This is a genomic window from Dolichospermum sp. UHCC 0406 (assembly GCF_009712025.1).
GTDB classification, from domain to species: Bacteria; Cyanobacteriota; Cyanobacteriia; order Cyanobacteriales; family Nostocaceae; genus Dolichospermum; species Dolichospermum lemmermannii.
In genome coordinates this window covers 30,973-57,904 of sequence record NZ_VILA01000015.1, presented here as the reverse complement: position 1 = coordinate 57,904, position 26,932 = coordinate 30,973, and the positions used below count along the sequence as shown (strand labels likewise).

General features: G+C 39.3%; 29 protein-coding genes. 14 read left to right on the top strand and 15 right to left on the bottom strand.

Annotated elements, in window-relative coordinates; translation table 11 throughout:
* Positions 1-196: 196 nt before the first annotated feature.
* Entirely contained in the window at positions 197-1,150 is a 954-nt protein-coding gene (gene accD, locus FJR09_RS13610) for an acetyl-CoA carboxylase, carboxyltransferase subunit beta (protein WP_168653108.1), read from the top strand.
* Between the two features lie 35 nt (positions 1,151-1,185).
* Here the strand turns inward: accD and FJR09_RS25875 are convergent, their stop codons facing one another.
* From FJR09_RS25875 to FJR09_RS13590, 6 genes are all read right to left on the bottom strand, one after another.
* Positions 1,186-1,311, bottom strand: coding sequence for a hypothetical protein (locus FJR09_RS25875; RefSeq protein WP_256370255.1), 126 nt, complete (start codon positions 1,309-1,311; stop codon positions 1,186-1,188).
* On the bottom strand, positions 1,256-1,399 hold the full coding sequence (locus FJR09_RS25255) for a hypothetical protein (RefSeq protein WP_254433110.1): 144 nt from the start codon (positions 1,397-1,399) through the stop codon (positions 1,256-1,258). Before FJR09_RS25255 ends, FJR09_RS25875 begins: the two co-directional genes overlap by 56 nt.
* Positions 1,344-1,487 (bottom strand): hypothetical protein, encoded by a 144-nt coding sequence (locus FJR09_RS25250; RefSeq protein ID WP_168694533.1) that lies wholly within the window; start codon positions 1,485-1,487, stop codon positions 1,344-1,346. Before FJR09_RS25250 ends, FJR09_RS25255 begins: the two co-directional genes overlap by 56 nt.
* Positions 1,432-1,575 (bottom strand): hypothetical protein, encoded by a 144-nt coding sequence (locus FJR09_RS13600; RefSeq protein ID WP_158310545.1) that lies wholly within the window; start codon positions 1,573-1,575, stop codon positions 1,432-1,434. The genes FJR09_RS25250 and FJR09_RS13600 overlap by 56 nt, the downstream gene beginning before the upstream one ends.
* A gap of 88 nt (positions 1,576-1,663) precedes the next feature.
* A complete protein-coding gene (locus tag FJR09_RS13595; RefSeq protein ID WP_148761686.1) occupies positions 1,664-3,037 on the bottom strand; it encodes an MFS transporter in 1,374 nt (457 codons plus the stop codon).
* Positions 3,038-3,368: 331 nt separating this feature from the next.
* Positions 3,369-4,895, bottom strand: coding sequence for a hypothetical protein (locus tag FJR09_RS13590; protein ID WP_168652599.1), 1,527 nt, complete (start codon positions 4,893-4,895; stop codon positions 3,369-3,371).
* A gap of 258 nt (positions 4,896-5,153) precedes the next feature.
* Between FJR09_RS13590 and FJR09_RS13585 the strand changes: the two genes are divergently transcribed.
* Positions 5,154-6,767: a glycosyltransferase family 39 protein gene (locus FJR09_RS13585; protein WP_168652600.1), complete on the top strand. Its 1,614-nt coding sequence runs from the start codon at positions 5,154-5,156 to the stop codon at positions 6,765-6,767.
* 150 nt (positions 6,768-6,917) lie between these two features.
* Here FJR09_RS13585 and FJR09_RS13580 read toward each other — a convergent pair whose 3' ends face one another.
* Positions 6,918-7,295, bottom strand: a complete 378-nt coding sequence (locus FJR09_RS13580; protein WP_015079522.1) for a hypothetical protein — start codon at positions 7,293-7,295, stop codon at positions 6,918-6,920.
* A 415-nt stretch (positions 7,296-7,710) separates the two neighbouring features.
* On the opposite strand from FJR09_RS13580, the gene FJR09_RS13575 reads away from it, so the two are divergent.
* Together FJR09_RS13575 and FJR09_RS24710 are read left to right on the top strand one after the other, a co-directional pair.
* Complete coding sequence (locus FJR09_RS13575) at positions 7,711-9,627, top strand: chloride channel protein (RefSeq protein WP_015079521.1); 1,917 nt, start codon at positions 7,711-7,713, stop codon at positions 9,625-9,627.
* 57 nt (positions 9,628-9,684) lie between these two features.
* Entirely contained in the window at positions 9,685-9,849 is a 165-nt protein-coding gene (locus tag FJR09_RS24710) for a hypothetical protein (RefSeq protein WP_015079520.1), read from the top strand.
* Between the two features lie 18 nt (positions 9,850-9,867).
* On the opposite strand, the gene FJR09_RS13570 is transcribed toward FJR09_RS24710, so the two are convergent.
* Positions 9,868-10,278 carry an AbrB family transcriptional regulator gene (locus tag FJR09_RS13570; protein ID WP_015079519.1) on the bottom strand — a complete coding sequence of 137 codons (411 nt, stop codon included), beginning with the start codon at positions 10,276-10,278 and terminating at the stop codon, positions 9,868-9,870.
* A gap of 36 nt (positions 10,279-10,314) precedes the next feature.
* Between FJR09_RS13570 and FJR09_RS24705 the strand changes: the two genes are divergently transcribed.
* From FJR09_RS24705 to pyrR, 4 genes are all read left to right on the top strand, one after another.
* On the top strand, positions 10,315-10,515 hold the full coding sequence (locus tag FJR09_RS24705) for a hypothetical protein (RefSeq protein WP_217361122.1): 201 nt from the start codon (positions 10,315-10,317) through the stop codon (positions 10,513-10,515).
* Between the two features lie 66 nt (positions 10,516-10,581).
* On the top strand, positions 10,582-11,025 hold the full coding sequence (locus tag FJR09_RS13565) for an RrF2 family transcriptional regulator (protein ID WP_015079517.1): 444 nt from the start codon (positions 10,582-10,584) through the stop codon (positions 11,023-11,025).
* A gap of 63 nt (positions 11,026-11,088) precedes the next feature.
* Positions 11,089-12,039 carry an adenosylcobinamide-phosphate synthase CbiB gene (cbiB, locus tag FJR09_RS13560; RefSeq protein WP_168652601.1) on the top strand — a complete coding sequence of 317 codons (951 nt, stop codon included), beginning with the start codon at positions 11,089-11,091 and terminating at the stop codon, positions 12,037-12,039.
* A gap of 173 nt (positions 12,040-12,212) precedes the next feature.
* Positions 12,213-12,749, top strand: a complete 537-nt coding sequence (gene pyrR, locus FJR09_RS13555) for a bifunctional pyr operon transcriptional regulator/uracil phosphoribosyltransferase PyrR (protein ID WP_015079515.1) — start codon at positions 12,213-12,215, stop codon at positions 12,747-12,749.
* A 302-nt stretch (positions 12,750-13,051) separates the two neighbouring features.
* On the opposite strand, the gene FJR09_RS13550 is transcribed toward pyrR, so the two are convergent.
* The 4 genes from FJR09_RS13550 to pilM all read right to left on the bottom strand — a co-directional run bounded on the left by FJR09_RS13550 (position 13,052) and on the right by pilM (position 18,101).
* Positions 13,052-15,340: a type IV pilus secretin family protein gene (locus FJR09_RS13550; protein WP_168652602.1), complete on the bottom strand. Its 2,289-nt coding sequence runs from the start codon at positions 15,338-15,340 to the stop codon at positions 13,052-13,054.
* Positions 15,341-15,446: 106 nt separating this feature from the next.
* The gene (locus tag FJR09_RS13545) at positions 15,447-16,214 is read right to left on the bottom strand and encodes a hypothetical protein (protein WP_015079513.1); all 768 of its coding nucleotides are present in this window, start codon (positions 16,212-16,214) and stop codon (positions 15,447-15,449) included.
* Positions 16,211-17,011 carry a PilN domain-containing protein gene (locus FJR09_RS13540; protein WP_015079512.1) on the bottom strand — a complete coding sequence of 267 codons (801 nt, stop codon included), beginning with the start codon at positions 17,009-17,011 and terminating at the stop codon, positions 16,211-16,213. Before FJR09_RS13540 ends, FJR09_RS13545 begins: the two co-directional genes overlap by 4 nt.
* 4 nt (positions 17,012-17,015) lie before the next feature.
* On the bottom strand, positions 17,016-18,101 hold the full coding sequence (pilM, locus tag FJR09_RS13535; RefSeq protein ID WP_015079511.1) for a type IV pilus assembly protein PilM: 1,086 nt from the start codon (positions 18,099-18,101) through the stop codon (positions 17,016-17,018).
* Positions 18,102-18,469: 368 nt separating this feature from the next.
* Between pilM and FJR09_RS13525 the strand changes: the two genes are divergently transcribed.
* Together FJR09_RS13525 and FJR09_RS13520 are read left to right on the top strand one after the other, a co-directional pair.
* The gene (locus FJR09_RS13525) at positions 18,470-19,768 is read left to right on the top strand and encodes a sugar ABC transporter substrate-binding protein (protein WP_168633184.1); all 1,299 of its coding nucleotides are present in this window, start codon (positions 18,470-18,472) and stop codon (positions 19,766-19,768) included.
* A 39-nt stretch (positions 19,769-19,807) separates the two neighbouring features.
* Positions 19,808-20,056, top strand: coding sequence for a hypothetical protein (locus FJR09_RS13520; RefSeq protein WP_168654101.1), 249 nt, complete (start codon positions 19,808-19,810; stop codon positions 20,054-20,056).
* A gap of 102 nt (positions 20,057-20,158) precedes the next feature.
* On the opposite strand, the gene FJR09_RS13515 is transcribed toward FJR09_RS13520, so the two are convergent.
* The 3 genes from FJR09_RS13515 to FJR09_RS13505 all read right to left on the bottom strand — a co-directional run bounded on the left by FJR09_RS13515 (position 20,159) and on the right by FJR09_RS13505 (position 22,355).
* Positions 20,159-21,412 (bottom strand): folylpolyglutamate synthase/dihydrofolate synthase family protein, encoded by a 1,254-nt coding sequence (locus FJR09_RS13515; protein WP_041457829.1) that lies wholly within the window; start codon positions 21,410-21,412, stop codon positions 20,159-20,161.
* An 85-nt stretch (positions 21,413-21,497) separates the two neighbouring features.
* Positions 21,498-21,623, bottom strand: a complete 126-nt coding sequence (locus FJR09_RS13510; RefSeq protein ID WP_015079507.1) for a photosystem II protein Y — start codon at positions 21,621-21,623, stop codon at positions 21,498-21,500.
* A gap of 228 nt (positions 21,624-21,851) precedes the next feature.
* Positions 21,852-22,355: a gamma carbonic anhydrase family protein gene (locus tag FJR09_RS13505; RefSeq protein WP_041457827.1), complete on the bottom strand. Its 504-nt coding sequence runs from the start codon at positions 22,353-22,355 to the stop codon at positions 21,852-21,854.
* A gap of 238 nt (positions 22,356-22,593) precedes the next feature.
* On the opposite strand from FJR09_RS13505, the gene FJR09_RS13500 reads away from it, so the two are divergent.
* From FJR09_RS13500 to FJR09_RS13485, 4 genes are all read left to right on the top strand, one after another.
* Positions 22,594-23,109 (top strand): TIGR02652 family protein, encoded by a 516-nt coding sequence (locus tag FJR09_RS13500; protein ID WP_041457824.1) that lies wholly within the window; start codon positions 22,594-22,596, stop codon positions 23,107-23,109.
* Between the two features lie 78 nt (positions 23,110-23,187).
* Positions 23,188-23,331, top strand: a complete 144-nt coding sequence (locus tag FJR09_RS25245; protein WP_235082058.1) for a hypothetical protein — start codon at positions 23,188-23,190, stop codon at positions 23,329-23,331.
* A 115-nt stretch (positions 23,332-23,446) separates the two neighbouring features.
* On the top strand, positions 23,447-23,869 hold the full coding sequence (locus FJR09_RS13490; RefSeq protein ID WP_041458305.1) for a VOC family protein: 423 nt from the start codon (positions 23,447-23,449) through the stop codon (positions 23,867-23,869).
* Between the two features lie 151 nt (positions 23,870-24,020).
* On the top strand, positions 24,021-26,876 hold the full coding sequence (locus FJR09_RS13485; protein WP_168653163.1) for a pitrilysin family protein: 2,856 nt from the start codon (positions 24,021-24,023) through the stop codon (positions 26,874-26,876).
* The last annotated feature ends 56 nt before the right edge of the window (positions 26,877-26,932 follow it).

Below are 26,932 nucleotides of genomic sequence, written 5' to 3'. Positions count from 1 at the left end.
GTATCGCACCTGACTGTAGCTGTGATTACCCCATTGAGATTTAAATATGTCTAAACTATGATTTTTATGATTTTTGTGATTTTTATGATTAACTAATCATCCAAATCAAAACAGTTACACAAATCATAGTTAAGACATTTAATCATCTAAATCATAGTTCTGATTTTGTCCTCACACCTAATTACATAAGATAAAAATGGCAAACAACGAAGAATCACGCGGTTTAAAGTCTCTATTTGATTGGTTCGCAAATCGGCGTAAATCAGGAAGTCCCAATTCAGAACGCCAAGAACGGGAAATTGCTGATGGTTTATGGCATAAATGCCCTAAATGTGGTGTTCTTAGCTATACAAAAGATTTAAAAGCTAATCAAATGGTTTGCGTTGATTGTGGTCATCATAATCGCGTTGATAGTGATGAACGAATTCGCCAATTAATTGATGCTAATACCTGGAATCCATTGGATGAGCATTTGCGCCCCACTGATCCCTTACAATTCCGTGATCGTAAACTATATAGCGATCGCTTACGAGAAACACAGGAAAAACTAGGACTGGTAGATGCTGTCAAAACTGGATTAGGTCAAATTAACAGCTTACCCATAGCTTTAGGAGTCATGGATTTCCGGTTTATGGGTGGAAGCATGGGTTCTGTTGTCGGGGAAAAACTCACCCGCATGATTGAACAAGCCACCCAACGGCGTTATCCTGTCGTCATTATTTGCACATCAGGTGGTGCGAGAATGCAGGAAGGAATGCTGTCTTTAATGCAAATGGCGAAAATTTCCGCCGCCCTCCAACGTCACCGAGATTCTAAACTATTATATATTCCTGTTTTAACCAACCCAACTACCGGAGGTGTTACCGCTAGTTTCGCCATGTTGGGTGATATTATCATCGCTGAACCCAAAGCAACTATTGGTTTTGCGGGGAGACGGGTAATTGAACAAACTCTCAGAGAAAAACTCCCTGAAGATTTTCAAACCGCTGAGGACTTACTTAAACACGGATTTGTTGATGATATCGTCTCCCGTACCCAATTAAAAACTACTTTGACACAATTAATTGCGCTACATCAACCTCTCCCCACAACGACACCAAGTATGGTTTTGTGGGAAACAATGAAATTAAGTTCCGCTACTGTTGAATAAAAAACGGAAATGAGGGAAGAAATTTCCTTCTTCCTTCAACAACTAACAACGGACAACTGTACGGGCGAAGCATTTGGAGAACTATTTTTGGCAATGACCGATAATTTATCTTCCAAATGCTTCGCCCCTACTGACAACTGACAACTGTACGGGCGAAGCATTTGGAGAACTATTTTTGGCAATGACCGATAATTTATCTTCCAAATGCTTCGCCCCTACTAACAACGGACAACTGTACGGGCGAAGCATTTGGAGAACTATTTTTGGCAATGACCGATAATTTATCTTCCAAATGCTTCGCCCCTACTGACAACTGACAACTGTACGGGCGAAGCATTTGGAGAACTATTTTTGGCAATGACCGATAATTTATCTTCCAAATGCTTCGCCCCTACTAACAACTGACAACTGTACGGGCGAAGCATTTGGAGAACTATTTTTGGCAATGAGCGATAATTTATCTTCCAAATGCTTCGCCCCTACTAACAACGGACAACTGACAACTGACTCCTTCTACTTACCCGGTTCTTGGACAAAAATTAGCGGAATTAGCCCTAGTAGTCTGCATAGGCTAGATAGCGCAAATAAGCCTAATAAACCGCCAAATTCCTGATTTTGGGCAATAAAACCGCCGATAGTTGTCCCTAAAGCTCCACTCACGCCCCCGACAGCCGCAACAATGGCAAAATAGATAGATTTATTTCTCACGGGGGCAATTCCTAAATACATATTAGTGCTACATAAATCAACTCCTGCCCAAGTGATGCCAGTAAAAATATGTAAAAGCGGCAACCATAACCAAAAATCAAGTTGATGATGACCAATTCCTAACCATAATAATGGCGTAATTGCGACTAAAATACCCACACAGATAAGAATAGGACGATTACCGATTCTATCGGCTAATTTCCCCCATATAATCAACACTAACAGATTTGCCCCGGTCTGAAGACTGCTATAAATAGTTACTAAAGTCACATCTAAATCTAAAGTATCTAATAAATAGAAGTTGAAAAAAGGTGCGCTCAAATGCACAGCCAACATCCAGATACTGAAATAAAGCAGAAATAGTAAAAATTTAGAGTTCTGCCCAATAATAGTAGTCCAATTAATTTCTTCTTTGCAAATATCTTGAGGAGGATTTTCACAAAAATTCAAACTATGCTGATTTTGTAATTGCGGATTTACGTCTGCTTGAAAATATTGACAACACAAACTAATAATCCCACAAATAGTTCCTAAAGATAGAACTAATCCATAACCTTCGATAGTTCCACCATGCCAATTTGATATTACTAATCCCGCTAAAGGTACACATATTAAATTCGTCAGATTACAAGCACTATTCCGAATACCAAAATATCTCCCTCGTAACCTGCGGGGAACAATAATTGCTAACCAACTTAGCCAAGATGCACTTCCTAATCCTCCGAGAAGATGACTAAAAAGAACAATTGACAGTGTTAATACTACCAATTGTTGAGAATCTAGTAAACTGGAATTGTTAGCAAAAATGCCAATAACTAGAATTAACCACAATAACCGAGAAGTTCCAAAAGTTAATAGAGAATATTGAAATCTACTGGTAGTTTGTTCAGAAATGTAAGCCCCCACAGGTTGAATAAAATTTACCAGCATGGGAATTGAGGATAACATTCCAAAGATCACCGGAGTAGCATCCAACTCGACTAACAAATTACTGACTAAAATTCCCCCGGTACTCAGACCAAAAATAGATGCAAAAACAGCATCTATGGTAGAAGCTTGTAAACTGGTACGAATATCTTTTTTAGTAAATTGCTGAGGAAACTGTTTAGTTAGTAAAGAGTCAAGATTGGGAGTTTGAATATCCAGTGCTTCAACTGTGTCAACCGGAAGGGAATTCATATTATCATAAATTACAGAGCTATCTTTTGTTCTTATATTTTTCAATATCAGTTTGCAGACTCACAGTCTATAAAACACCTGAAAAAATGTCATCAGTATTTCATAATTAGGAGATTAATCAAGCTTTTGCAATTAATAATTGAGGAAAAGATCCAATTCTTCCCCATTTCTCTTTATGAAAATAATTGTTTATATTTATACTGATCCATTACTAGATACTGTTCCCAACCAAAATGACTGGGGTTGGGAAGTAGATAAAATTTATGAAGATTTGGGAAAACGAAACGATAACACCAGATCCCCGACTTCTGAGAGAAGTCGGGGATCTGAATTATTCATCTTGATTTCTAGGAGCTTGTTTGCCTTTTTTACCTGCATTCCGCACATTCATGACTTTACCCAGTAAATCAAACCAAAAAGGCGCACCCATAGCAATAGCAATACCACTCACAAGCCAACCAGAAATCATACTCAAAACACTGAAAACAGGCAACCCATTAATTCTATATTTTGTGCCGTTAATTTGCTGTTGTACGTTAGCACTTGTCCAACCAATTGGTAATTCAACTTCCTTTAAAATCTCGTTAGGATCTACTTTACTCATATCTGAAGGATTAGATCCTTGTGGTACTACTTGTACAGCCTTATTAATAATTATTTCTCGTAATAAAGAATCCTTAGATAAGCGATTAATGATATGAAAAGTATCGGCATTGGCTGTAATAGCTAAAGTTATGCCAATGATAATTGCTACTCCCTTAGCATTACGTTTGTAAACACCACCGGCTCTTTCCATAGAGCTATCAAAACTATTTTCAATTTCTTTCCGTAAAAGAATAATCCCTTCTTCCGTGCTTTTAGCTCTCATTTGGGCGCGTTTTGCCATAGTTTCAATACTATCAACAACAGAATCTGGCAGAATATCAATTAGTTCTTGAACTTTTTTATAGGTTTCACTATCTTTATCTTGAATAGCTGCTATAACTTCACCATGAATATCACTACCTTTTTTAATAGATTTGACAATTTCATTGATATTAGGTTTTAATCCTCCTAGCACTATGGCTTTTTCTGCATCTGCAAAAATATCTTGTCTGACGAATTTTAGTTCCCGCAAAGGTTTATCTAAAATATCTTCATGATTGCCTATGTTTGCTTGGAAACTATCTATATATTTATCTAGGCTATCTCTCATCCTATTTATCGCCATGTAGATATCATATTTATCCTTATTAAACTCATCAGTAATGCGGTTATACTCTAATTCTAACTGTTTATAATCTGTGGCAATATCAGTAGCAAATTCACTAGATAACTCTTGATTATTAATGTAAACCTGCAACTGAATTAAAATTTGTCTGATATCATCTAAACGTTCATTTTTGAATTGTTCTAGTCTGATTTCAGTTAATTTTTTGACCAATACTGGCAGTTGGAGTGTATCCATAAAAGTATTAGCAAAATTTTCACCACCAATATAGGAAGGCGCACTGCGTTTTTGATCACCAAAAACAGTTTCTTTTCTAAATCTAGAAGTAGACTTTCTAAACAGACTAAAGAATGAGCCAATTGCCCAAGTTGCTTGCCGAGGTAAAGTTGCTAATAAACCTTTAGCCTCTTGATTAATACTTTGAATTAAAGGATTGCCATAAATTTTATTAACTAGTTGAATTACTTCCGGTTTTTCTGAGTTTTGAGCATCACCAGCTAAAAGAATTTCAATTGATCTTCTCAAGTGTTCAGCCCGCCATTGCAGTACAGTTGTCAATAGTTCTTGAATTTCTGAAGCCAGTAAACTTAAAATTAAGTAAATAAAAATTAAACCCAGTGCCACATCTAAAATAAAAGGTAGGTTCATTGACATTCTCCTTCAGGGTAATTGAGCAAATGCTAATGGTAGTATTTATATCATTTAATCGGCAGGATGCCTGTAAACTTCCTGAAAAAAATTAATCAGAAAATCTTCGCCAAAAAATTATCTCTGTTCCTAAGAAACTGAGCTAATTTGGGATCTAGCCATTGCTTTTAAAAATAGATTGTTCCCGGATGGCAACATAGGAGATTCGCTTTGATCTCTATGTGATTAAACCTAACAATTATAAGATTCGCATAGAATATGCAAGAAGGAAGCTTTATTTGGACTCATCTAGAAAAACAGCACCGTGTGGTTGAAAGAAAGATTGATTGGCTATGGCTAATCCTCTTGTTATTGGCAGCGGTGATCTTGTTTAGCATCAATCTTGGCGGTTTGCCCTTACAAGATGGGGATGAGGCAACTGTAGCCAGGGTAGCGCGGGAAATTTGGCAAGCTCCAGCAGATTCAATGCGCTGGCTTTACCCCACTTTGGGCGGTGAACCATATCACCACACACCACCGCTGATGCACTGGTTAATTGCTGGGGCTTATGCTCTGGGTGGTGTTAATGAATGGACAACTCGCCTACCTAGTGCAATTTTGATGGCAACTTCTGTACCTTTGTTGTATTGCATGGGGAGAGAGATATTTCGGCACCGTTGGGCAGCTATTTATAGTTCCTTAATTTATCTAACAATGCTGCCAGTGGTGCGTTATGGCAGGTTAGCAGTGTTAGATGGGGCAGTTGCCAGTTTTTTGATTTTGATGATGTGGTTTGTCTTGCGATCGCGCCGGGATTTGCGTTACTGCTTAGGTGTAGGCATTAGTTTCGGGTTAATTTGTCTAACTCAAGGCGTGATGGGTGTTTATTTAGGTGCAGTTGTTTTAGTCTTTCTTTACTGGGATACACCTAGACTACTCGCAAGTTATTATTTCTGGACAGGTATTTTCATCGGTTGTCTACCTGTATGCTGTTGGTACGGATTTCAAGTATGGCACTATGGCTATCCCTTCAATATTGATGTGAATACATCTTTAAACCATATCCAAACTATTACTAATGGCAGTTTCCAAGCACCTTGGTATTATCTTTTAGAAATCGCCAAGTGGACATGGCCTTGGTTGATATTTCTCCCCCAAACTATCCGCATTACCTGGGAGAATAATAATTTAAGTTGGGCAAAATTGATTATTGTTTGGTGTGGTGTTTATCTATTAATTATTTCCCTCATTAGCTTTAAACTTCCCTGGTATATAGTTCCTATTTATCCAAGTTTAGCTTTAGCTTTGGGGTTTCAATTAGCAGAAATAGAAAATGTGCCTGTAGTTTCTGGCTATCCCCGCGCTTGGGTAACGAGTTTAGCAATATTGGCTGTGGTGGCTTCTGCGGGCAGTATTTATTTTAGTTGGAGAACTTTAGACAAAGTAGAATTACAGATAATTTTTGCAGCAGTGGCTTTAACCATGACTTTAGCGGCAATTTTAGCCGAGCGAGGTGATAGACAATTTCTAAAAATTTTAATTTGGGGAAGTTATATTTCTCTATTGTTATTAATGAAATCTCATTACTGGGTTTGGGAATTAAATACAGCTTATCCTGTTAAACCAGTAGCAGCAATGATCACTAAAATAAATCCAGCAATTAAGGAAATCTATACATCTTTTCCCTACCATCGTGCTTCTTTGGATTTTTATAGCGATCGCACTATTATTCCTGCTTCTATTGGTGAGTTACAATATTACTGGCAGTATGATAGCCAACCTTATTTTCTCCTCAATATATCTACCTTAGAAAACCTCCAATTCAACTCTATCAAAGTCATAGATCAAGTAGAAGATTGGCAATTAATTACCAAAGAAAATAACTCATTTTAACAATACCTTCGCCATTTTTATTGTTTCGGAGGTTGGGTTGAGCGAAGCAAAATCCAACGCTGATGTTGTCTTTCCTGTAATACAACCCAACCTGGGAATTCAGGCTTTTTTCAATTTGGCGAAAGTATTTTTTAAGGTTCCACAAGAAATCTATTTTTCACCCTTGTTCATTCTTTCAATTTGGGGAATTTCTTGGCCATCATGACTCATATTATCTTGAGTCATAGTCACAATCCCGAAAAAAATCGCACTTCCCACAACCAAAGACAAAAAAGGACGCTTAATGAAGATAAAATCTCTGATTATCCGCGCCAAAGGTCGGCTTTGACGACGTAAAGCTGAAGAGATCATCATTTGTTTCCAAATAAATGGGTCACGGACATAATGTCCGCTTTGACAAACAACTAACTTTTCTTGGCAATAAGGACAGGAAAACAAACCAATATAGGATTTTATTGGCGTGGTTCTGTTATTTCTTTGGCAAATTGGGCAAGTAACATAATGATCATGAAAAGTATTTGTACTCATCTACCTCGTCCGCCTATTCCCTTGATTCTATTTATAACAATATCTGTATTGAATTTTACTGAAAATCCAGCGGTTATGCCATAGTCACTGATAGTTATTGGCAAAATACTATGATAGCGATATGCAATTGCATGAGATCCAAAATTTACCTAAAACTGAAACACCAAAAGACTTTCAACTCTGTTGCCTATTCCCTGCTCCCTACTATGTAGACTTTAAGAATGAAATTGACCTAAGGACATACTCCCTTATATACTAACTCAAGTTGCTAGCACCGCAGGACGGAATTATTTTTTTCTAAATATTTTGTGATTTTTGCTAATTAATTATTGAGCAGGCAGTTTTTCCCATAATAAACCACAATAAGAAATAACAGATAAAAAATCGTTTTTTCTGACATTTACCTCGGTTATCAATGACTCTCTTGCCTCCGACTTCGCAGACGAAGGTCACGGAATCCGATACTTTTTCCCCACCTTCCATGCGGTTCACTCAGTTAATTAATCGTTTTCAGCCCTCCTCAGAAACAGTAGTGCTTTTTTTGGCCGTGCTAATTGGCGGTAGTACAGCTATGGGGATAGTCACCTTTCACTATTTAATCCAGCTAATTAACAACTTCATGCTGGAAAATCTCATGGGACAAATTGGGATCTGGGGTGCTTGGACTTTAGCTGCTGTTCCCACTTTGGGTGGTATCATTGTTGGCCTCATGCGTTGGCGCACTCAGGATTTTGGTCCAGGACTTTCTTCTCTCATAGCTGTTGCTCAAGGCAAAGAAGCCAAGAAACCCCTCCGACCGGTCACAAAAATGATCGCTGCGGCTGTTTCTATCGGCAGTGGTGCATCCTTGGGTCCCGAAGGTCCAAGTGTAGAAATTGGGACTAATTTCGGAGTTTTATTGTCTGATATATTACAAGTTTCTCAAGAACGTCAGCGGTTGCTCTTAGGTGCTGGGGCGGCGGCTGGTTTAGCTGCTGGTTTTAATGCCCCCATTGCTGGCGTATTTTTTGCCTTAGAAGTAGTCATGGGAACTACATATTTTGCTACTTCTGCGGTAAGTGTGGTGTTACTTGCCGCCGTTGTCGCCGCCTTAATTGCTCAAATTGGTTTAGGTTCACAACCGGCTTTTGCTTTACCTGCTTATCAAGTTCGCAGTTACCTAGAATTACCTCTTTATCTGGGTTTAGGTTTAGGTGCAAGTTTAATTTCTCTCACCTATACTGAATCAATTCGGTTAGCCAAATCCGCCTTTGCTGGTAATTTACCAGGGTTGAAATTACTAGGTAAAATTCCTCAATCAATTCAGCCTATTCTCGGTGGTGTAATCATTGGTATAGTCGGTTGGCGCTACCCGCAAATTTTGGGGATTGGCTATGAAACCGTAGAAGCTATGCTCCAGGATGAGGATTTTTCGCTGAACCTGTTACTAATATTACTGGTGTTAAAATTGCTGATGACAGCGGTAAGTTCAGGGAGTGGTTTTGTCGGTGGATTATTTGCACCAGCGATGTTTTTAGGTGCGTCCTTTGGGTCCGCTTATGCTAAATTTTTGGCTTTGGTAGCACCAGGAATTGGAGACTATATGGCTGCTCCTCCAGCTTATGCAATGGTAGGTATGGCAGCGGTTTTGGCAGGTAGTGTCAGAGCGCCATTGACAGCAATTTTAATGTTATTTGAATTAACCCGCGATTATCGGATTGTTTTACCTTTAATGGCAGCGGTGGGTTTAAGTGTTTGGTTAGTAGAACGAATTAAACCAACTTTAGATGCTAATGCTAATCTGCAACAGATTGGTTTGCCAGAATTGAAAGATGAAAAAGTAGAACTTTGGCAGCAAATGTTAGTCGCAGATGCTATGCACGCTTACCCCAAAAAATTATCAGCTACTCTGGGAGTATTAGAAGCTGCGGTAGCAATGACACGGGAACGAATTCGCAGTGCGTTGATAATTGATGATGATGCTGGCAAGTTGGTGGGAATTCTGTCCTTAGAAGATATTAAACGGACTCTGGCTCTATGGCAAAATCTTTCTAATTCATCTACTGAAATTCAGGAATATTTATCTAGTCAAAAACTTATAGATATTTGTACTACGGATATTCTCTATGCTTGGGAAGATGAACCTTTATCTGAAGCCTTAGACCGCATGGCATTACGTGGGTTACATCAATTACCAGTGGTAGCTAAAGACAATCCTGATTTTATTCTGGGTTTATTAGAAAGAGAACAAATTGAATTAACTTGTAATTTAACGGCAATCACTAAGGTACTACATCAATATCTACCAGTGATTACAACCACTGAATATATAGAGGAAATTGGGAATTGGTGATTGGTGATTGGTGATTGGTGATTGGTGATTGGTCAGTTGTTAGTTGTTAGTTGTTAGTTGTTAGTTGTTAGTTGTTGGTTGTCAGTGGCAAATATCTTCTTATTGCCTGTTCCCTGTTCCCTGTTCCCTATTCCTTGTTCTCTAAATTTTGGTAATTGGTCAGTTATTAGTTATGCAGCAGTCAGGGGTAAAACAAAACCACTGACAACTGACAACCCATAACTGACTAATGAATATTCATTAAGCTGTAGCTTCTACTTCCACATCTTCTATAGATTCCGAATCTACTTGTCGGAGTCGAATGTGCTTTTTGCCTAAAGTGATGACAAACTCATCACCAGGTTGAAGATTCATCTGTTTTGTGTAAGCTGCACCGATTAATAAGTTGCCGTTTGACTGCACACCAATTCTATAGCTGGCACTGCGTCCACCACGTCCATTCGCACTGGGTGAACTATCCAACTGAATACCCTCAGCATCAATTAGGGCATTCAAGAATTTCATCATATTGACGCGCTCTATACCATTTTTGGTAACAGTATAGTAGCCACACTGTTTAGCTTTTTCGTCTTTGCTGATGGCTTCTAGCTCTTTAACTTTTTTGAGCAGTTCGTCACCGACTAGGAGTTCAATTTTTTTTTGTTTAGGCATCAACTTAGGTCGAAAATGAATGTTGTTTGTTGTCAAGTGGATTTTATTTTAGCTGACATTGAACTAATAAGAACAGAATTCTTGAGTTTTGGGATCAGCCTAGCCAAGTATATTACACTCATAGACAAAATTGTTGCATTATTATCAATATTCTTAAAAAATTATATGAAATATAATTACAATGATGCTGATAGCTACTATAGAGAGGAATCCGGTTTTGATTCTTTAAATTATTAAAGATAGGCAGATTAAGAGGGATGAGGGCAGAACGATTGGGGAAATCAAATTAATCATAACTGCTATATGAAACTAACTACGAGAGGACATTACAGCGTGAAAGCATTGCTAGATTTGAGTTTACAGCCCAAGTATGGACCTGAATCGGTCAGAGCGATCGCTAAACGTCAAGATATTCCTGCTCCCTATCTAGAAAAGCTGCTCATAGAAATGCGTCGTGCCGGCTTAGTAACTTCAATTCGTGGTAGCGTCGGTGGATATAAATTAGCAAAAAAACCGGCACAAATATCTATTGGCCAAATTTTAGAGGCTGTTGGTGAAAATATCACTAACTTACCTCTAAATAATCCCACACCCGCTCAAACAGCAGATTGGGTGACATCCAGTCTCTGGAACAGACTCAACCAAAAGCTCAAAGAAGCCTTGTACAATATTACCCTGGCAGACCTTTATTATGATGCTCGCAGTTGGCAAGCATCTCAAGGGGAAGAAGCCAATTTTGTGGTTTAGTCACCGAGTCAGAAGAAAGGAAAAAGCAAGAAAGAAGAATAAATAATCAACAATCAATAAAAAATGACATCTACTGTTTTGGTTTTGGCTGCATTGTTAGATTACTTAATCGGAGATCCTTGGGGTTGGCCTCATCCGGTGCGAGTCATGGGATGGGTAATTTCCCACTTGAGTAAATTAGCTCTGCAATATTGCCAAAATCCTCTTTCTCAGAGGCTTGCAGGAATTTTCCTAGGTGTGATTGTAATTACTGGTAGTGGCTTGGTAGGTTGGATAATAGTTCAAAGTGCCAAGTGGGTACATCCATTGTTAGGAATTGCTGTAGAAAGTATTCTTCTAGCTAGTTGTTTTGCTTTCAAAAGTTTACGAAATGCAGCAGTGGAAGTTCTCCAACCTTTAAAAAATGGAGAATTAGAATCAGCGCGACAGGTTTTAAGTAATTACGTCGGGAGAGACACAGCCAATCTTTCCCCAGCGGAAATTCTCAGAGCAGTGTTAGAAACCGTTACAGAAAATGCCACTGATGGCGTAATGGCTCCTCTTTTTTATACTATTGTTGGTGCATTTATCCCTGTTATTGGTGCTGTCCCTTTGGCTTTAGCATATAAAGCTAGTAGCACTTTAGATTCAATGGTCGGTTATAAAGAACTACCTTATACTTATCTTGGTTGGTTTAGTGCGCGGTGGGAAGATGGTTTTACTTGGTTGCCCTGTCGGTTAACAGTGATCACTTTATCATTACTATCCTTAAAACCCTTAAATGTTTGGCGAATTTGTCGCCGCGACGCAATTAAAGATCCCAGTCCCAATTCTGGTTGGAGTGAATGCGCTTATGCTGCGGTTTTAGGTGTGCAAATGGGAGGAATAAATTGGTATCGTGGAGTAGCTAAAGAGAAACCACTTTTAGGAGATGCTATTTATCCCATTACCCCAGATTCCATTGATCAAGCTTTACAATTAACCCGATATGCGTTTTTACTATGGTTAGGACTAGCAATATTTTTAATTCGTTAGTTATCTCGTTCCCAGTCTCTGACTGGGAATGCTATCAAAGAGGCTCTGCCTCCAGTGTGATTGAAGGCAGAGCCTTCTAGCATTCATTCCCATACAGAGTATGGGAACGAGAAAAAAATAAGACATCTGTAGCTTAAGTTGACACCAATTACCAATCACCAATTACCTATCTTATGTCTACCAAAGTAGTTGAAATTCTCTCATCAGAAGAACTGCGTCGGACATTAACTCGTATGGCTTCTCAGATTGTGGAAAGAACGCGAGATTTATCTCAATTGTTACTTCTGGGTATTCATACTAGAGGAGTCCCATTAGCTTATTCATTAGCCCGTCAAATAGAAATTCTGGAAGATGTTAATGTTTCTGTAGGCTCTTTGGATATTACATTTTATCGTGATGATCTTGATAAAATCGGCTTGAGAACTCCAGAGAAAACGGATATTCCCTTTGATTTGACCGGAAAAACGGTGGTACTTGTAGATGATGTCATTTTTAAAGGGAGAACTATTCGGGCTGCTTTAAATGCCGTGAATGAATATGGTAGACCAGAGGTAATTCGTTTAGCTATATTAGTAGATAGAGGTCATAGAGAGTTACCAATCCATCCAGATTTCATCGGTAAAAAGTTACCCACAGCTAAGGAGGAAATTGTTAAAGTTTATTTACAGGATAGTGATGGACGAGATGGTGTGGAGTTAATTAGTAATTGAAATTTCCTTTTTTAGACTTAAACTCAAAAGTATATTTTCTAGTTGTAGAGACGTTCCATGTAACGTCTCTACATTATTTACTTCTCCCATAAATCGGGTATTTGGAAAACAAGAACTAAGAGGATGTTTGAAAAGTGGTATTCCGTAATTTTCATCACATTGCTACCCCCCTTAGTCCCCCCTTTACAAGGGGGGAAACAATAAAAATCCAGTTCCCTCCCCTTTACAAGGGGAGGGTTAGGGTGGGGTAAAAAATATTTGATACATCAACCATAACTTTTCAAACACCCTCTAAGAACTAACTAACGCGGTTGCAGCTTCACCCCCCGACGTTCCAACATTTCCCGCGCTGTGGGACTGGGTGTATAATTATAACCATAGCCAGAACCCTGGGAATCATCCATTATTTGCGGTGTCAGTAAAATGATTACCTCTCTACGTTCGTTCTGTTTGTTTGTTTTCCTAAACAGCGCACCCAGCAGGGGAATATCACCCAAAATAGGTAATTTAGAAACACTTGTTCGATCTGTGTCTTGAATAATACCGGAAAGAATAAGCGTTTGACTATCCCGCAGACGCAATACACCAGATGTAAGAGTTCTTGCGGATAAAAGAGTTATTGTACCATTACCACCGCCGACTTGTGCTGTACCACCCGGAGCAGATACAGTAGGGGCAACGGACAAAGATACAAAACCGTTATCATCAATTCTTTCTACCTTCACATTCAAGGATAGACCTGCTTCCTTGATGATAGGTTTGCTGAAAGTGGTTGATGATGTAGTTCCTGTACCTTGGGATAAAATGTCTAATCCAGCATATACCTCTGTAGTTAACTTAACTACTGCATTTTGTCCTTCCTGAACAATTAAGGTAGGATCTGTGAGAATCTTAGCGTTGCCCTTGGTAACTTGAGCTTGTAAACTCGTAAGAAGCCGTCTAGGGAATTGGTATAAAGTTGGTATACCTCCCGTTTTGTTTCCTTGAATTGTGGGATCTCGATTAATACCAGCAGCAGACCCCGTAACTACAGCCTGAAGTGGATTATTTGTAACTGGTGTTTCAGTCACAGTATTGTTTACTTCATTAGAATTAGCTGGTCGAGAACCACCAAAATTTAAAGATGCTGCACCACCATCATTAACAAAGAAGTTGTTACCAACCCCAAAAGAAAAACTGGTATTGTAATCTTGAGTACCTGTCAGGTTGACATCAATAATTTTGACATTCACCACCACTTGACGACGACGGATATCAAGCTGTGTTAATTGAGATACTGCCATCTCAACCATCTTAGGACTACCAATTAATGTAACAGAATTTGTCCGCTCGTCTCCTGAAGCTTGCAACCCTCTGAGTATAGGTGTTGAATCTGTATATGTAATCCGTTGAGTCTCAATTTTTGTTTCTGTCGTCGTTTGAGTTTGAGTAACTGCGGTGTTAGCAGCACCACCCACAGGTACAGCATTAACACTAGTAACTAGTCGTTCCCGGCTGACCGCACTTTCCGCACCCAAAGCTACTAAGAAATTTAACGCCACATCCACCGTTACCTGATTTAGTCGGAGATTACGCATCACAAGATTACGACTAGAATTAGGTAATTGAGTCCCAACAAAAATTGTCCGTCCACTGCGGTTAGCTTCCAAACCACTCAAACGCAGGACGTAATTAAAAACATCTTGTACGGGTTCATTTTCTATATCCAAGGAAATCTTCTGAGATGTTTTAGTTACATTTTCAGCATCTTGCGGTTTTTCTGCTTCCCCACCTATATAAGCCAAATTCAGCCCAGCAGCACGAGCTAATAAAGATAAAACCTCTCTTACAGGTGCATCACGCAACACCAACCGACGAACTCGTTCTTTTGTACCTAAATTAATCACCACAGGAGATGTATCAATATTAGATTGAGTAATATCTCCTACAGGTGGGGCGACAGCCTTAGGTAAAAAAACAGGACTTTGCTTATAAGCTTGACCAGGATTTGGGGTTTGGGTAATTTTCCCGTCAATTGTAACTTGGGGGTTAGGAACTAGAACATCCGGCTGTTTACCTGGTTCATCTGGTTTATATTCAAATGTGGTAGCTGGTGTTACTGCTACCTTTTCCGTAGGCTTGGTAGTAGCTGGTGTTACTGCTACCTTTTCTGTAGGCTTAGTGGCGGTTGATGCTGTTGAATTTGTGGTAGCGGTAAAGCCCAGGGTAATATTATTATCCTTTCCCATGACGGGCTGATTGCTCGGTGCATCATCAATACCTGTAACTGTTACCCGAATGCTATTAGCGTCTAATTGTTTAACTTCAATAGATGCAATTCCTGGTGCGGGGTTTTTTTGCAGGAAGTTATTACCCTTGGGTAAACGGAGTTGGGTATTAATTACATCCGCAACTAAGGACTTGTCCTTTTTAGTGGTAAATACTTGGGGACGATCTCCCGCCGCAGTTTTTAAAATTACACTAACTCCCCCAGCAATGGGACTGAGTTCAACATCAGTAATTTGTGTAATCTTTGCTAACACTGGTTGGGCTGCTAAGAGTACAAAAGCTGCCACACTTGATCCGAAAACACTATTATGAAGCTGTTTCACAGTTCATTCCTCACATAAAATAAAAGTCTAAATCGTAACGTATAACAGGGAATAGGGAATAGGGAGAATATTTTATTTTGCCTGTTGCCTGTTGCCTCAAATTTGATTATTTTTCCGGTGCTTTAGCTGCTGCTGTTTTAGCGGCTAAATCTGCCGTTTCTTCAGAAGTTAGTGGCATTAAAGCCTCTAATGCAAAAGTTGTTGTCAGTTTACCGATACCAATTTGCACAGGGTTATCTTTATTGTCTGACATCTCTGGTGGAGACAATTTGGAGTCATAGTTTTTAACTAACAATAAAGGTTGTAATCGTTCAATGTTTCGCATAATTAATCGGGTTTGTTCAAAATTCCCCTCAATTTCTACATTGACAATACTGCGTTTAAGTTTGTTGTTAACTTCTACCCCAAAACTGCCATCATCTACCACAACAGGTTTTTCCGAAGCTGGAACAAATCTTTTCATCTTGGCTCTAATGGCATTACCAAAAGCTTTTCCATTGCTAGAATCTATCAAGCGACTGGTATCTAGTAATAGGGTATCTAAACTTTTTTCATCTGCAAATAAAGCTAAAACTTGTTGTTGTTGTTGTTTAGCTTCAGCCAAATCTGCTTCTATTTTACCGATTTGTTGGGCTTGGATTTTCTTTTGATTAACTTCTGTTTGTAGTTGCTCACGTTTAGTTTGTAGTTCTTGATAGTTATCCCAAGCGGGCATTGCCATGTTAAATAGCATATAACTTGCACCTAATAAACCTAAAACTGCGACTACACCACCAATAATAGTTGGTGTTAAGGTGACACCAAAAACAACAGGACCAGAATCTTGAGTATCTGTATCTTGATTGGCAAAATTTAAATCATCACTAAATGTCATTGGGCAATGACTCCTACTTTTTTGATATTACGAAGTCTATCTACTAGTCCGACTGTGCCTTTTTTCTCTAACTCTTGAATTAAATCAGATGCTGGCACACTACTCAAGCCTGTTTTAATGGTGTATTTAACTACTTGAATAGGTTTAATTTTTTCATTAGATTTACCACCCTTTGGGGGAAGAAAACCTGTAACGGTTGGTGCATCTACTAATTCTGCTGTGATAATTTTGGTTTCTTCTGGATTTAAAAATTTAGATTGTCCTAAACTTAAGGCAAAATCGTTGACTAAGGCATAGGAAATAGCAAAACCAGAAATTTCTAAGAATCCAGCGGTATTGGTATTAGTATTGGTTTTACTGGGGGTGGCAGCTACAACTTCTCTGCTAGGAAGAGGAGCGGCAATTTGCTTAATAGTTTCGATTTGCACTTTACTAGGAATGCGATCGCGCAAATCCTGTAACATTGCTGACCAAGGACGTATTTGATCAAACACCGTTACTAAAGCTTTCGTTTGGCTATTAATGCCGGCTGTTTCCGCCTTAATTTTATTAAGATTGACTATTATGCTCTCTAAACTCTTACCTTCCTCCTCTAGTTTTCCGATTTCTTGGGTTACTTCCGCGGTTTTCCCTTCTAAGATTGATAAACCAATAAATACCAAAGCTGGGAATACTAAACCTACTCCTACTCCTATATAAACTGGGATTAAATTCCCTAGTTGAATAGATGGTCTTTGAACACTTTTACTTTGATATTCTGGCCGATCTTTAAGGAAGTTAATATCTAGACTATACATTTTGTTACAACCCTCGCATTCCTAAACCCAGGACAATACCCAACCCAGGACGTTTAATTAAAGGATATTTTTCAGCATCTACCTCCAAAGACAAAGAAGTAATTGGATCTATTTGGGTAGTTGGTAAACTCAATCTTTGAGTGAAAAACTCATCAATTTGTGGTAATCCTCCTCCAGGACCGGCTAAAAGAATCTGCGCGACTTCCAGATTTTTACTTTGATTGAGGTAAAAATCAATGGAACGACGCAATTCATCAACTAATTCTTCGAGAACTCTCAACATAGAAGCCATCCCTGGATTACTACCTGTCACCCCACTATTGGGAATAGTCATACTCTCCAACATATCCATATCCCGTGATGCTGGTAACTTCATAGCCCTTGACAATGCAGTTTGGAGTTGATAAGTGCCAATCGGTACTGTTCGAGAAAATTCTGGGACACCATTGATAATGATGGCTATTTCTGTACTATCAAACTCAATATCAACTAAGACCGCTGCTTCTTCTGGTCCAAATAGCCGCAGTTGATCACGAACAGTGCGAATCAGGGCAAAGCTGTTAATTTCTAAGATATCAACTGTTAATCCTGCCTGTTCAAAGGTATTCAAATAGGTTTGCGTGATATCTTTACGAGTCGCAACTAACAAAACCTGCACCTTCTCAATGCCGTCTTCGTCCATAAAGTACCCAAGTTTTTGATAATCAACATCAGCTTCTTCTCTGGGATAGGGTAAATATAAAGCTGCTTCATGGTTGAGTATCATGTCCCGCAACTCCTTGTCATCTAATTCAGATGGGACAGGAATCAACCGAACAATGGAGTATCGTCCTGGGATACAAGTAGCAACACGGGTAGCTTTAGTTTTGCTTTCAGCGATCGCTTGCTGAATAATTTCGGACATTCCCACAGAATCAGCAATTTGACCATCAATAAATATACCTTCTGGTACTGGTACTGTTGTCAAGGATTCGATTTTTAAGTTTTGGCGGTGTTTACGTAGTTGGACTACGTTTACCCGTTCCGGCGCTAGTTCAATACCAATACCTTTACTGGATTTACCAAAGAAACTAGTGAAGGCTTTAACCATAGTTTTACCCGCTAGATTACAAAGAAAAATATTAAGGTTAGTTGTCAGTAGGGGCGAAGCATTTGGAAGATAAATTATCGGTCATTGCCAAAAATAGTTCTCCAAATGCTTCGCCCGTACAGTTGTCAGTTGTCAGTAGGGGCGAAGCATTTGGAAGATAAATTATCGGTCATTGCCAAAAAATAGTTCTCCAAATGCTTCGCCCGTACAGTTGTCAGTTGTCAGGCAAGAATTTTTAACCATTACCACCATTACCTATTATCCATTACCTATTATCCATTACCAAAATTGATATATCCTATAGTCTCCACAATTCACTATCCTTTTTCTTACCCAGATTAATTCTAAAAATACTATCACCTACTACGATGATTCGATTGCAAAAATTTAAACAACTGGTTTGTTGGGCATTACTGGGCTTATTTACTAGTTGGCTGGTTAGCTGCGGCATAGGTAATGTTGGCAATAATCCCAAACCTGCTAAAACTGGAGTTGTCACGATTGAGTTTTGGACAATGCAACTCCAACCGCAATTTACCAACTACTTTCAAAGTCTAATTACGACTTTTGAATCACAAAACCCAAGTATAAAAGTTAAATGGGTAGATGTGCCTTGGTCGGCAATGGAGAATAAGATTTTAACAGCAGTCTCCGCAAAAACCCCACCAGATGTTGTTAACCTTAATCCTGACTTTGCTTCCCAACTTGCGGGTAAAAATGCTTGGTTAGATTTGGATGCCAAAATTCCCAGTCAAGTCCGTTCCACCTATTTGCCAAATATTTGGCAAGCAAGTAGCCTCAATGGTAAGAGTTTTGGCATTCCTTGGTATCTCACCACGCGACTAACTATTTATAACACCGATTTACTAAAACAAGCGGGTATTACGAAACCTTCTGCCACTTATGCAGAATTAGGGCAAGCAGCGCAACAAATTAAAGATAAAACTGGTAAGTATGCTTTCTTCGCTACCTTTGTTCCCCAAGACTCTGGTGAGGTGTTGGAATCCTTGGTACAAATGGGTGTCACCCTAGTTAATGCTGAAGGTAAAGCTGGTTTTAATACGGATAAAGGAAAAGCTGCTTTTCAATACTGGGTAGATTTGTATAAAAAAGGTTTGTTACCGAAAGAATCTTTAACCCAAGGGCATCGTCATGCCATAGATTTATACCAATCTGGAGAAACGGCTTTTTTAGCTTCTGGGCCTGAGTTTCTGAAAACCATTGCTAATAATGCCCCCAAGGTTGCCCAAGCTTCCGCAATTGCCCCACAAATTACGGGTGATACAGGTAAGAAAAATGTTGCTGTGATGAATATCGTGATTCCTCGTGATAGTAAATATCCTGATGAAGCGGTTAAATTTGCCTTATTTGTTACGAATGACGAAAACCAATTAGCCTTTGCTAAAGCTGCTAACGTCCTACCTTCGACAATTAAGGCTTTGTCGGATACTTACTTTAAGGAAGTTCCCGCTAATGCTACGACGACGGAAAAGGGGCGGGTAATTAGTGCGACACAATTAAAACAGGCTGAGGTATTAACCCCCAAACTCAAAGATTTTAAAGTTTTGCAAAAATCAATTTACGAAAATTTACAAGCGGCAATGTTAGGACAAAAAACTGTAGATAAAGCTGTGGAAGATGCTGCCCAGCAGTGGGATAATCGGTAATCGGTAATTCTCAGAATCAGGATAACCAGGATTAAAAGAATGCAGAATTTAGAATTTAGAATTACGTTTTGCAACGGGGATTTTACCCCGACGCAAAACCCGCTGCTTGTAGAAGCAGGGGACTTTAACCCCAAAGGTAAGTTAAAGGATTTACAGGATATTATTGTTGATGAGACTATTGGAAATAGGGATTTTTTAATGATAGAAAATATCAATCAAAAAATTCATAAATTACAATCCTGTACATCCTCAAATCCTGGACATCCTGATTCTGACAGGAAAGATTGAATGATAGAAAATATCAATCAAAAAATTCATAAATTACAATCCTGTACATCCTCAAATCCTGGACATCCTGATTCTGACAAAAAAATCGCTTACTTTCTTTTTTTAAATTCCATTTGCCAAAAAATAACCAATTAAATACAAAGAACCACATAATACAACTTGATTATCTGTAGCAATAAAAGCAGCATCTAAGGCTGACAACACATCTGAATAGGTGTGACAAAAATTTAAATTTGGACAAATTGATGTTGCTAACTTAGCTAATTCTGCTAAATCTGCTGAATTACTATCTGGTACGGGAACTAAATATAATTTATCTCCTGGTTTAAGAAGTTCATGAAAAATCTCACCATGATCTTTAGTGGTTAACATTCCCATTACCCAAGTTATATTTTTGGTGTTGAGACTATCTACATAATTACGTAAAACTGTGGCTGAAGCTGGGTTGTGTGCGCCGTCAATGAGGAGTTTATGACTTTTCCAAGTTATCCATTGCATTCTCCCTGGCCACTTGGTTTTAGCCATTCCTTGAATAATAGCTTGTTCAGAAATTTGCCAATTTTGTTTTTGCAATATTTCCAAAGCTGCTAATGCTAAAGCTGAATTATGTAATTGAATTTGTCCCTGTAATGGTAATGGATATTTTATAAATTCAGAACTTTCTATTTTTTGATATTCTGCCCAATTTTGATTAATTTGTCGAGATGGTGGCGGGGTAAAAATTGGGCATTGTAATTCTAGAATACGCGATTGCATGACTTTCTCGGCATCGGCTGGCAATGAACCCATAACCACAGGACATCCTGGTTTGATAATTCCCGCTTTTTCTTTGGCAATATGGGCTAAAGTGGGTCCAAGTTGTTGCCAATGTTCTCGACTAATAGAAGTAATAACTGTTATCAAAGGATTATCACAGACATTGGTGGCATCTAAACGCCCTCCTAATCCTACTTCAATGATGGCAATATCAACTTGTTTCTGGGCAAAATATAACCAAGCCGCAGCGGTAATTACTTCAAATTGGGTAGGTGATTCTTCCTTTGGGTTAATAGCTGCTTGAACTTGTAGTATTAATTCACACAGTTCATTACTATCAATTGGTTGTTCGTTAACACAGATTCTTTCTGTCCAATCAATCAAGTGGGGAGAGGTGTAGCGTCCAGTTTGATAACCAGCCTCAGTAAGTACCGCAGACAGGTAAGCACAAACAGAACCTTTTCCGTTAGTCCCAGCGACATGAATAATTGGTACTTGGTGATGGGGATTTCCCAGCTTTGCCAATAAATCGACAATCCGGGATAACCCCAAATTCACACCAAAATGCTGAAAAGGTCGGAGTAAAGAATCTACGTTCATGGTGATTAGTGATTGGTATTTTGGATAAATAACTTCCCTGTTCCCTATTACCCATTACCAATCACCTATTACCCATTACCTAAAATTATGCTTCTCTGCTCAAAAAGTTTTGGACTTGTCTAAGAGCAGCAGCACCGATATTGAAAACAGCCCAACCAGCAGCGATCGCTACAGGTGCTAGAACAATTAATACACGATTATCAAAGTCCATATCGAGAAATCCTCTCTAAATTCAAAAATCTTAAGTTTTATCAACAGTTCTCAACTTTTATTGTGATCTGAAGTGGGGAATTTTTTCAAGCTTCTATGTAAAGTTTGATTAAAAGTCAGGGAAAAGGTGACAGGTGACAGGTTACAGGGAGCAGGTAAGAAGTTTATTCCAATGACCAATGACCAATGACCAATCACCAATGACCAATCACCAATCACCAATCACCAATCACCCATTAGCAGCATGAAGCAGGGCTAATTGATAGTATTTTTCAGCGTGTTCTATGAGTTCGGTGATTTCTGTGTCTGAGAGTTGACGGACTACTTTACCGGGAACACCCATGACTAGAGAACCGGGAGGGACATTTTTAGTGACTACTGCACCTGCGCCGATAATGCTGCCTGTACCGACCCTTACACCATTTAGGATAATAGCACCAATACCAATTAAACTACCACTTTCAATGTGAGCAGAATGTACCACAGCGCGATGGCCGACAGTGACATGATCTTCTAAGATTGTGGGTACGCCTGGATCACCATGGAGAATTGCGCCGTCTTGGATATTTGTACATTCGCCAATTTCAATTCGTTCTACATCACCTCTAACCACAGATCCATACCAAACGCTGGCTCTGGCTGCTATGCTTACAGAACCAATGATTACAGCGTTGGCTGCCACAAAAGCAGCTTGAGAAAATTCAGCAGATTTCCAGTCACAAGAGATAGACACGATAGAATATGGATATGGTACCCAGGAACACTGGAGAAACTCCAACCTTTAGGGCTGGTTGCCAAACCAGAATATCACAGCGTTGGACTTCTATCATCAGACGGTTGTGAAACTTGTTCTCAGGCACTATCTTCATTTTTATGTAGCAGTGAGCAAGTTATCTAAAGTAGTGGAGCAGGAGTGTAATCTTAAACCTACTGGTGCTGGCAAAAAACAATACTATGTTTATACGCACTTCATGATAAATCCAGGCTTTCAGTACCCGATATTTGGCCCTGAAATACAGTGTCCTCACTGTCGCCAAATTATTTCGGCTTTAACATTGACGGATACTTATCTATGTCCTCGTCATGGCGCATTTGAAGCTGAACCCAAAACTGGGGAGTTAGTCCATTTACAGTCTGGTCGTCATTGGCGCAGATGGGATGGTGAATGGTATCGTCAACATACTCATCCTGATGGGATTCGGTTTGAAATTCACGAAGCTTTAGACAAGCTTTATACTCAAGGTTATCGGGCTACGAGGATAATTGTCGCTAACCGTTATCAGGAGTTAATGAGTGGCTATTTGGAACGGAGTACACCTTGGCGTTCTGGACAAGGGGAAGTTGCTACGGGGGCGCGGTTATATGGTTTACCTGTAGAGTTTAGCCCTGATTCAGCCACAGAACCTTGCTGGGAAGTGATTAACTTTGATTTGGATAAAGAACCTGGTGTACCAGTGCGTTACCCATATTTCCGGTTGTTTGAGTAATAGTCAGTGGTCAGTGGTCAGTAGGGGCGAAGCATTTGGAAGATAAATTATCGGTCATTACCAAAAATAGTTCTCCAAATGCTTCGCCCGTACAGTGGTCAGTGGTCAGTAGGGGCGAAGCATTTGGAAGATAAATTATCGGTCATTACCAAAAATAGTTCTCCAAATGCTTCGCCCGTACAGTGGTCAGTGGTCAGTAGGGGCGAAGCATTTGGAAGATAAATTATCGGTCATTGCCAAAAATAGTTCTCCAAATGCTTCGCCCGTACAGTGGTTTGTGGTTTGTGGTAATAAAGAACTAGCAACCGACAACCGACAACTGACAACTGACAAAATTATGCACCATGCTTCCATTAGAACGGCAAATATCCATCTAGCGATCGCTTTTTATGAGCAGATAGGGTTTACGGTGGGCGATCGCTTCACCACCGGTTATACTCTAGCTTGCTGGATGGAAGGTTTGGGCGGGAGAATTGAACTCATCCAAATTCCTCAACCCAAACCAGCCCCAGATGCTTTTAATGATGAACATTATGTCGGCTATTATCATCTTGCTTTTGATGTGACTCAGATCACACCAGATTTACCAACTTGGTTGGAAAGCTTAAAAACACGGTTAGCGACAATAGAAAATTTACCACCTCTGAAAATTCTTTTAGAACCTACACAGCAGCAAATTGGCGATAAAATCTTAGAAGTCGCATTTATCGCTGATTTTGACGGATTACCTCTAGAATTTTTACGGTTTTTGCATAAATAGGCTGTAAATTAGTATTTATGCCCTTGGGGTGATACAATATTTTTCCTTTTCAGGTACATTTCTAGTTTCCATGAGGTACAGAAACATTTGCCCAATTTTTTAGTCACTCAATATATGTAACTTAAATTACATATATCTATTCGCCAAAGATATGTCTTTTTTCTCTATCGCCCAACGACATCGCTTTTCTTTAGTCATCTTGAGTATCTGGATCATAGCCGTTTTTGTGTTAAATCAAGATGCTGCTTTTAGCGGAGAAAGGGCGGATTTTTCCACCTCTTCCCACAACTCCAACCCAGAAAAATCTCAGAAAACATTAGTCGCTAAAGAAACACCAAATCTCGCTATTACAGCAAATGTTCAGAAAACAGTCCTTGATAATGGTTTAACTGTGATCACTAAGGAGGTTCATAATGCTCCTGTGGTGACAGTGCAATTATGGTACAAATTTGGATCAGGTCAGGAAGCATCTGGGGTAAATGGTATTGCCCATCAATTAGAACATATCATGTTTAAAGGTACTAGCAATCGTCCTATCCAATTTGGGCGGTTATTTAGTGCTTTGGGCAGTGATTCTAATGCTTTTACCAGTTATGACCAAACCGCATATTACAATACTGCGGAACGGGATAAACTCACGGCTCTGTTGACGCTAGAAGCAGATAGAATGAAAAACTCGCTGATTGATCCTCAACAGTTAGCTAGTGAGAAGCGAGTAGTTATTTCTGAATTACAAGGTTATGAAAATAGCCCCGAATATCGTTTAAATCGCGCTGTGATGCTGTCTGTTTTTCCAGATCATCCCTATGGATTACCTATTGGGGGAACTAAGGCTGATGTGGAGAAATTCACAGTTGAGCAAGTGCGAGAATATTATCAAAAATTCTATAGTCCTGACAATGCTGTTTTGGTAATTGCGGGAGATTTTGACACCGCACCAACTTTGAAAACTGTGCAAACTGTGTTCGGGAAAATCCCCAAACGCCAATATTCACCCCATCATCTCATAACTCCATTACCTGCCGCTACTCCTACACCTGCAATTAAATTACAAGAACCGGGGGGAAATCCATTACTCCAACTAATTTACCCACTTCCCCAAATCAATCAACCAGATATTCCCGCTTTGGAAGTTATGGATTATATCTTGACTGCGGGTAAAAATGCTTACTTGTATCAGGAATTAGTAGAATCGGGTTTAGCTAATAATGTTTCGGGAAATGTTGCTAGTTTACGTGGGGGTGGTTGGTATGAAATATTAGTAACAGGTTCAGGAAATCAGGACTTAAATAAAATTGATGCAGCGGTAATAAAGGCGTTAGGAAAACTTGCCAAAGTCGCTGTGACAGAAGAACAGATAGAAAGAGCAAAAACTCAATTAACAGCTTCAGTTATTTTAAATAACCGTGATATTACCAATCAAGCCATGCAATTGGGTAATGATCAAATCACGACGGATAATTATCAATATACAGAAAAGCACTTAGTAAATATTCGGAAAGTCCAAGTTGCTGATGTGATGAATGTCATCAATAAATATCTACAACCAGCAGCCCGAAAAGTCGGATTTTTTGAACCTACTCAGCAAGCAGAAACTACCCGTGTTTCGACTTCGCTCAACAACCAAAGTTCATCTTACTCAACGCAAACAGAAGATAATTTTGCTGTTGATGTGGCTGTAGTTCCAGCGGAAGTCAAGAAGTATTTACCACCTCTAGATATATTACCCAAAACCCAACAAAGACAAATCCCCCAACAGTTACAGCTTGCTAATGGGTTACGCGTGTTACTGTTACCAGACAAAACTACACCAACAGTGACTTTGAGCGGATATATCAAAGCGGGAACAGAATTTGAGGCAGATAATCAAGGAGGATTAGCGTCTTTAGTGGCAGCAAATCTGATGAATGGCACGAAAACCAAAGATATGCGAACTATTGCCCAAGGATTAGATGCAAAAGGCGCAAATTTGGACTTTGAAGCTTCTCGTGAAGGTGTACGGATTAAAGGTAGTAGTTTAGCGGTGGATTTACCAATTTTGCTGGGGACATTGACGGATGTAATTAGAGATAGTACATTCCCAGAAAAAGAGTTTGCACTTTCACGTCAACAAGCTTTAACTTCCCTAGATTCAGATTTAGATGATCCTGATAAGGTTGCAAATCGTATCTTTGTGCAGTCTATTTATCCGAAAAAACACCCATTACATACCTTCCCAACTGCGAAAAGTATTGAACAAATTCAACGTCAAGATCTAATGGCTTTTAAAGCCCAACATTATCGTCCTGATACCACAGTTTTAGCAATCGTCGGCGATTTTGATGTTACCAAAGTGCGATCGCTCATTCAAGCAAAATTAGGAAATTGGCAAGTAAACGGCAAACCACCAACGGTAAAATATCCCAATGTGGGGATGCCAAAAAATGTAATTAATGTTAATCCTGTTGTCCCTGGTAAACCCCAAGCGATAACTTACATGGGTTACACCGGCATTAACCGTCAAGATAAACGATTTTATGCGGCGATGATCTTGAATCAAATTCTCGGCGGTGATACATTATCGAGTAGACTAGGGGCAGAAGTGCGCGATCGCCAAGGCCTAACCTACGGAATTTATAGCAATTTCATCACAGGTAAGAATGTTGGTACATTTCTCATTGAAATGCAAACCAGTCCAGAAGACGCACGCAAAGCAATTTCCAGTACCCGCAACCTCCTGAAGCAAGTTCATCAACAAGGTGTGACAGCACAGGAAGTAGAAACAGCTAAACGCAATTTAATCAGCAATTATAATATTTCTTTGGCCAATCCCGAACAGTTAAGCCAGAGAATGGTGATGAATGAAGTTTACGGGTTGAATCAGATAGAATTGCGCTCATTTATCAGCAAAATAGAACAAGTCAATCTCAATCAAGTCAATCAAACCGCTCGTGAATTACTTCACCCTGATAAAATTGTTGTTGTCACCGCAGGGCCACAAATTCTGGCACATAAAAAGATTAAATGAATGTGGTTCATGGATAATGGGAACAGGTGTGATTGACAATTATCCATTGAGCCATG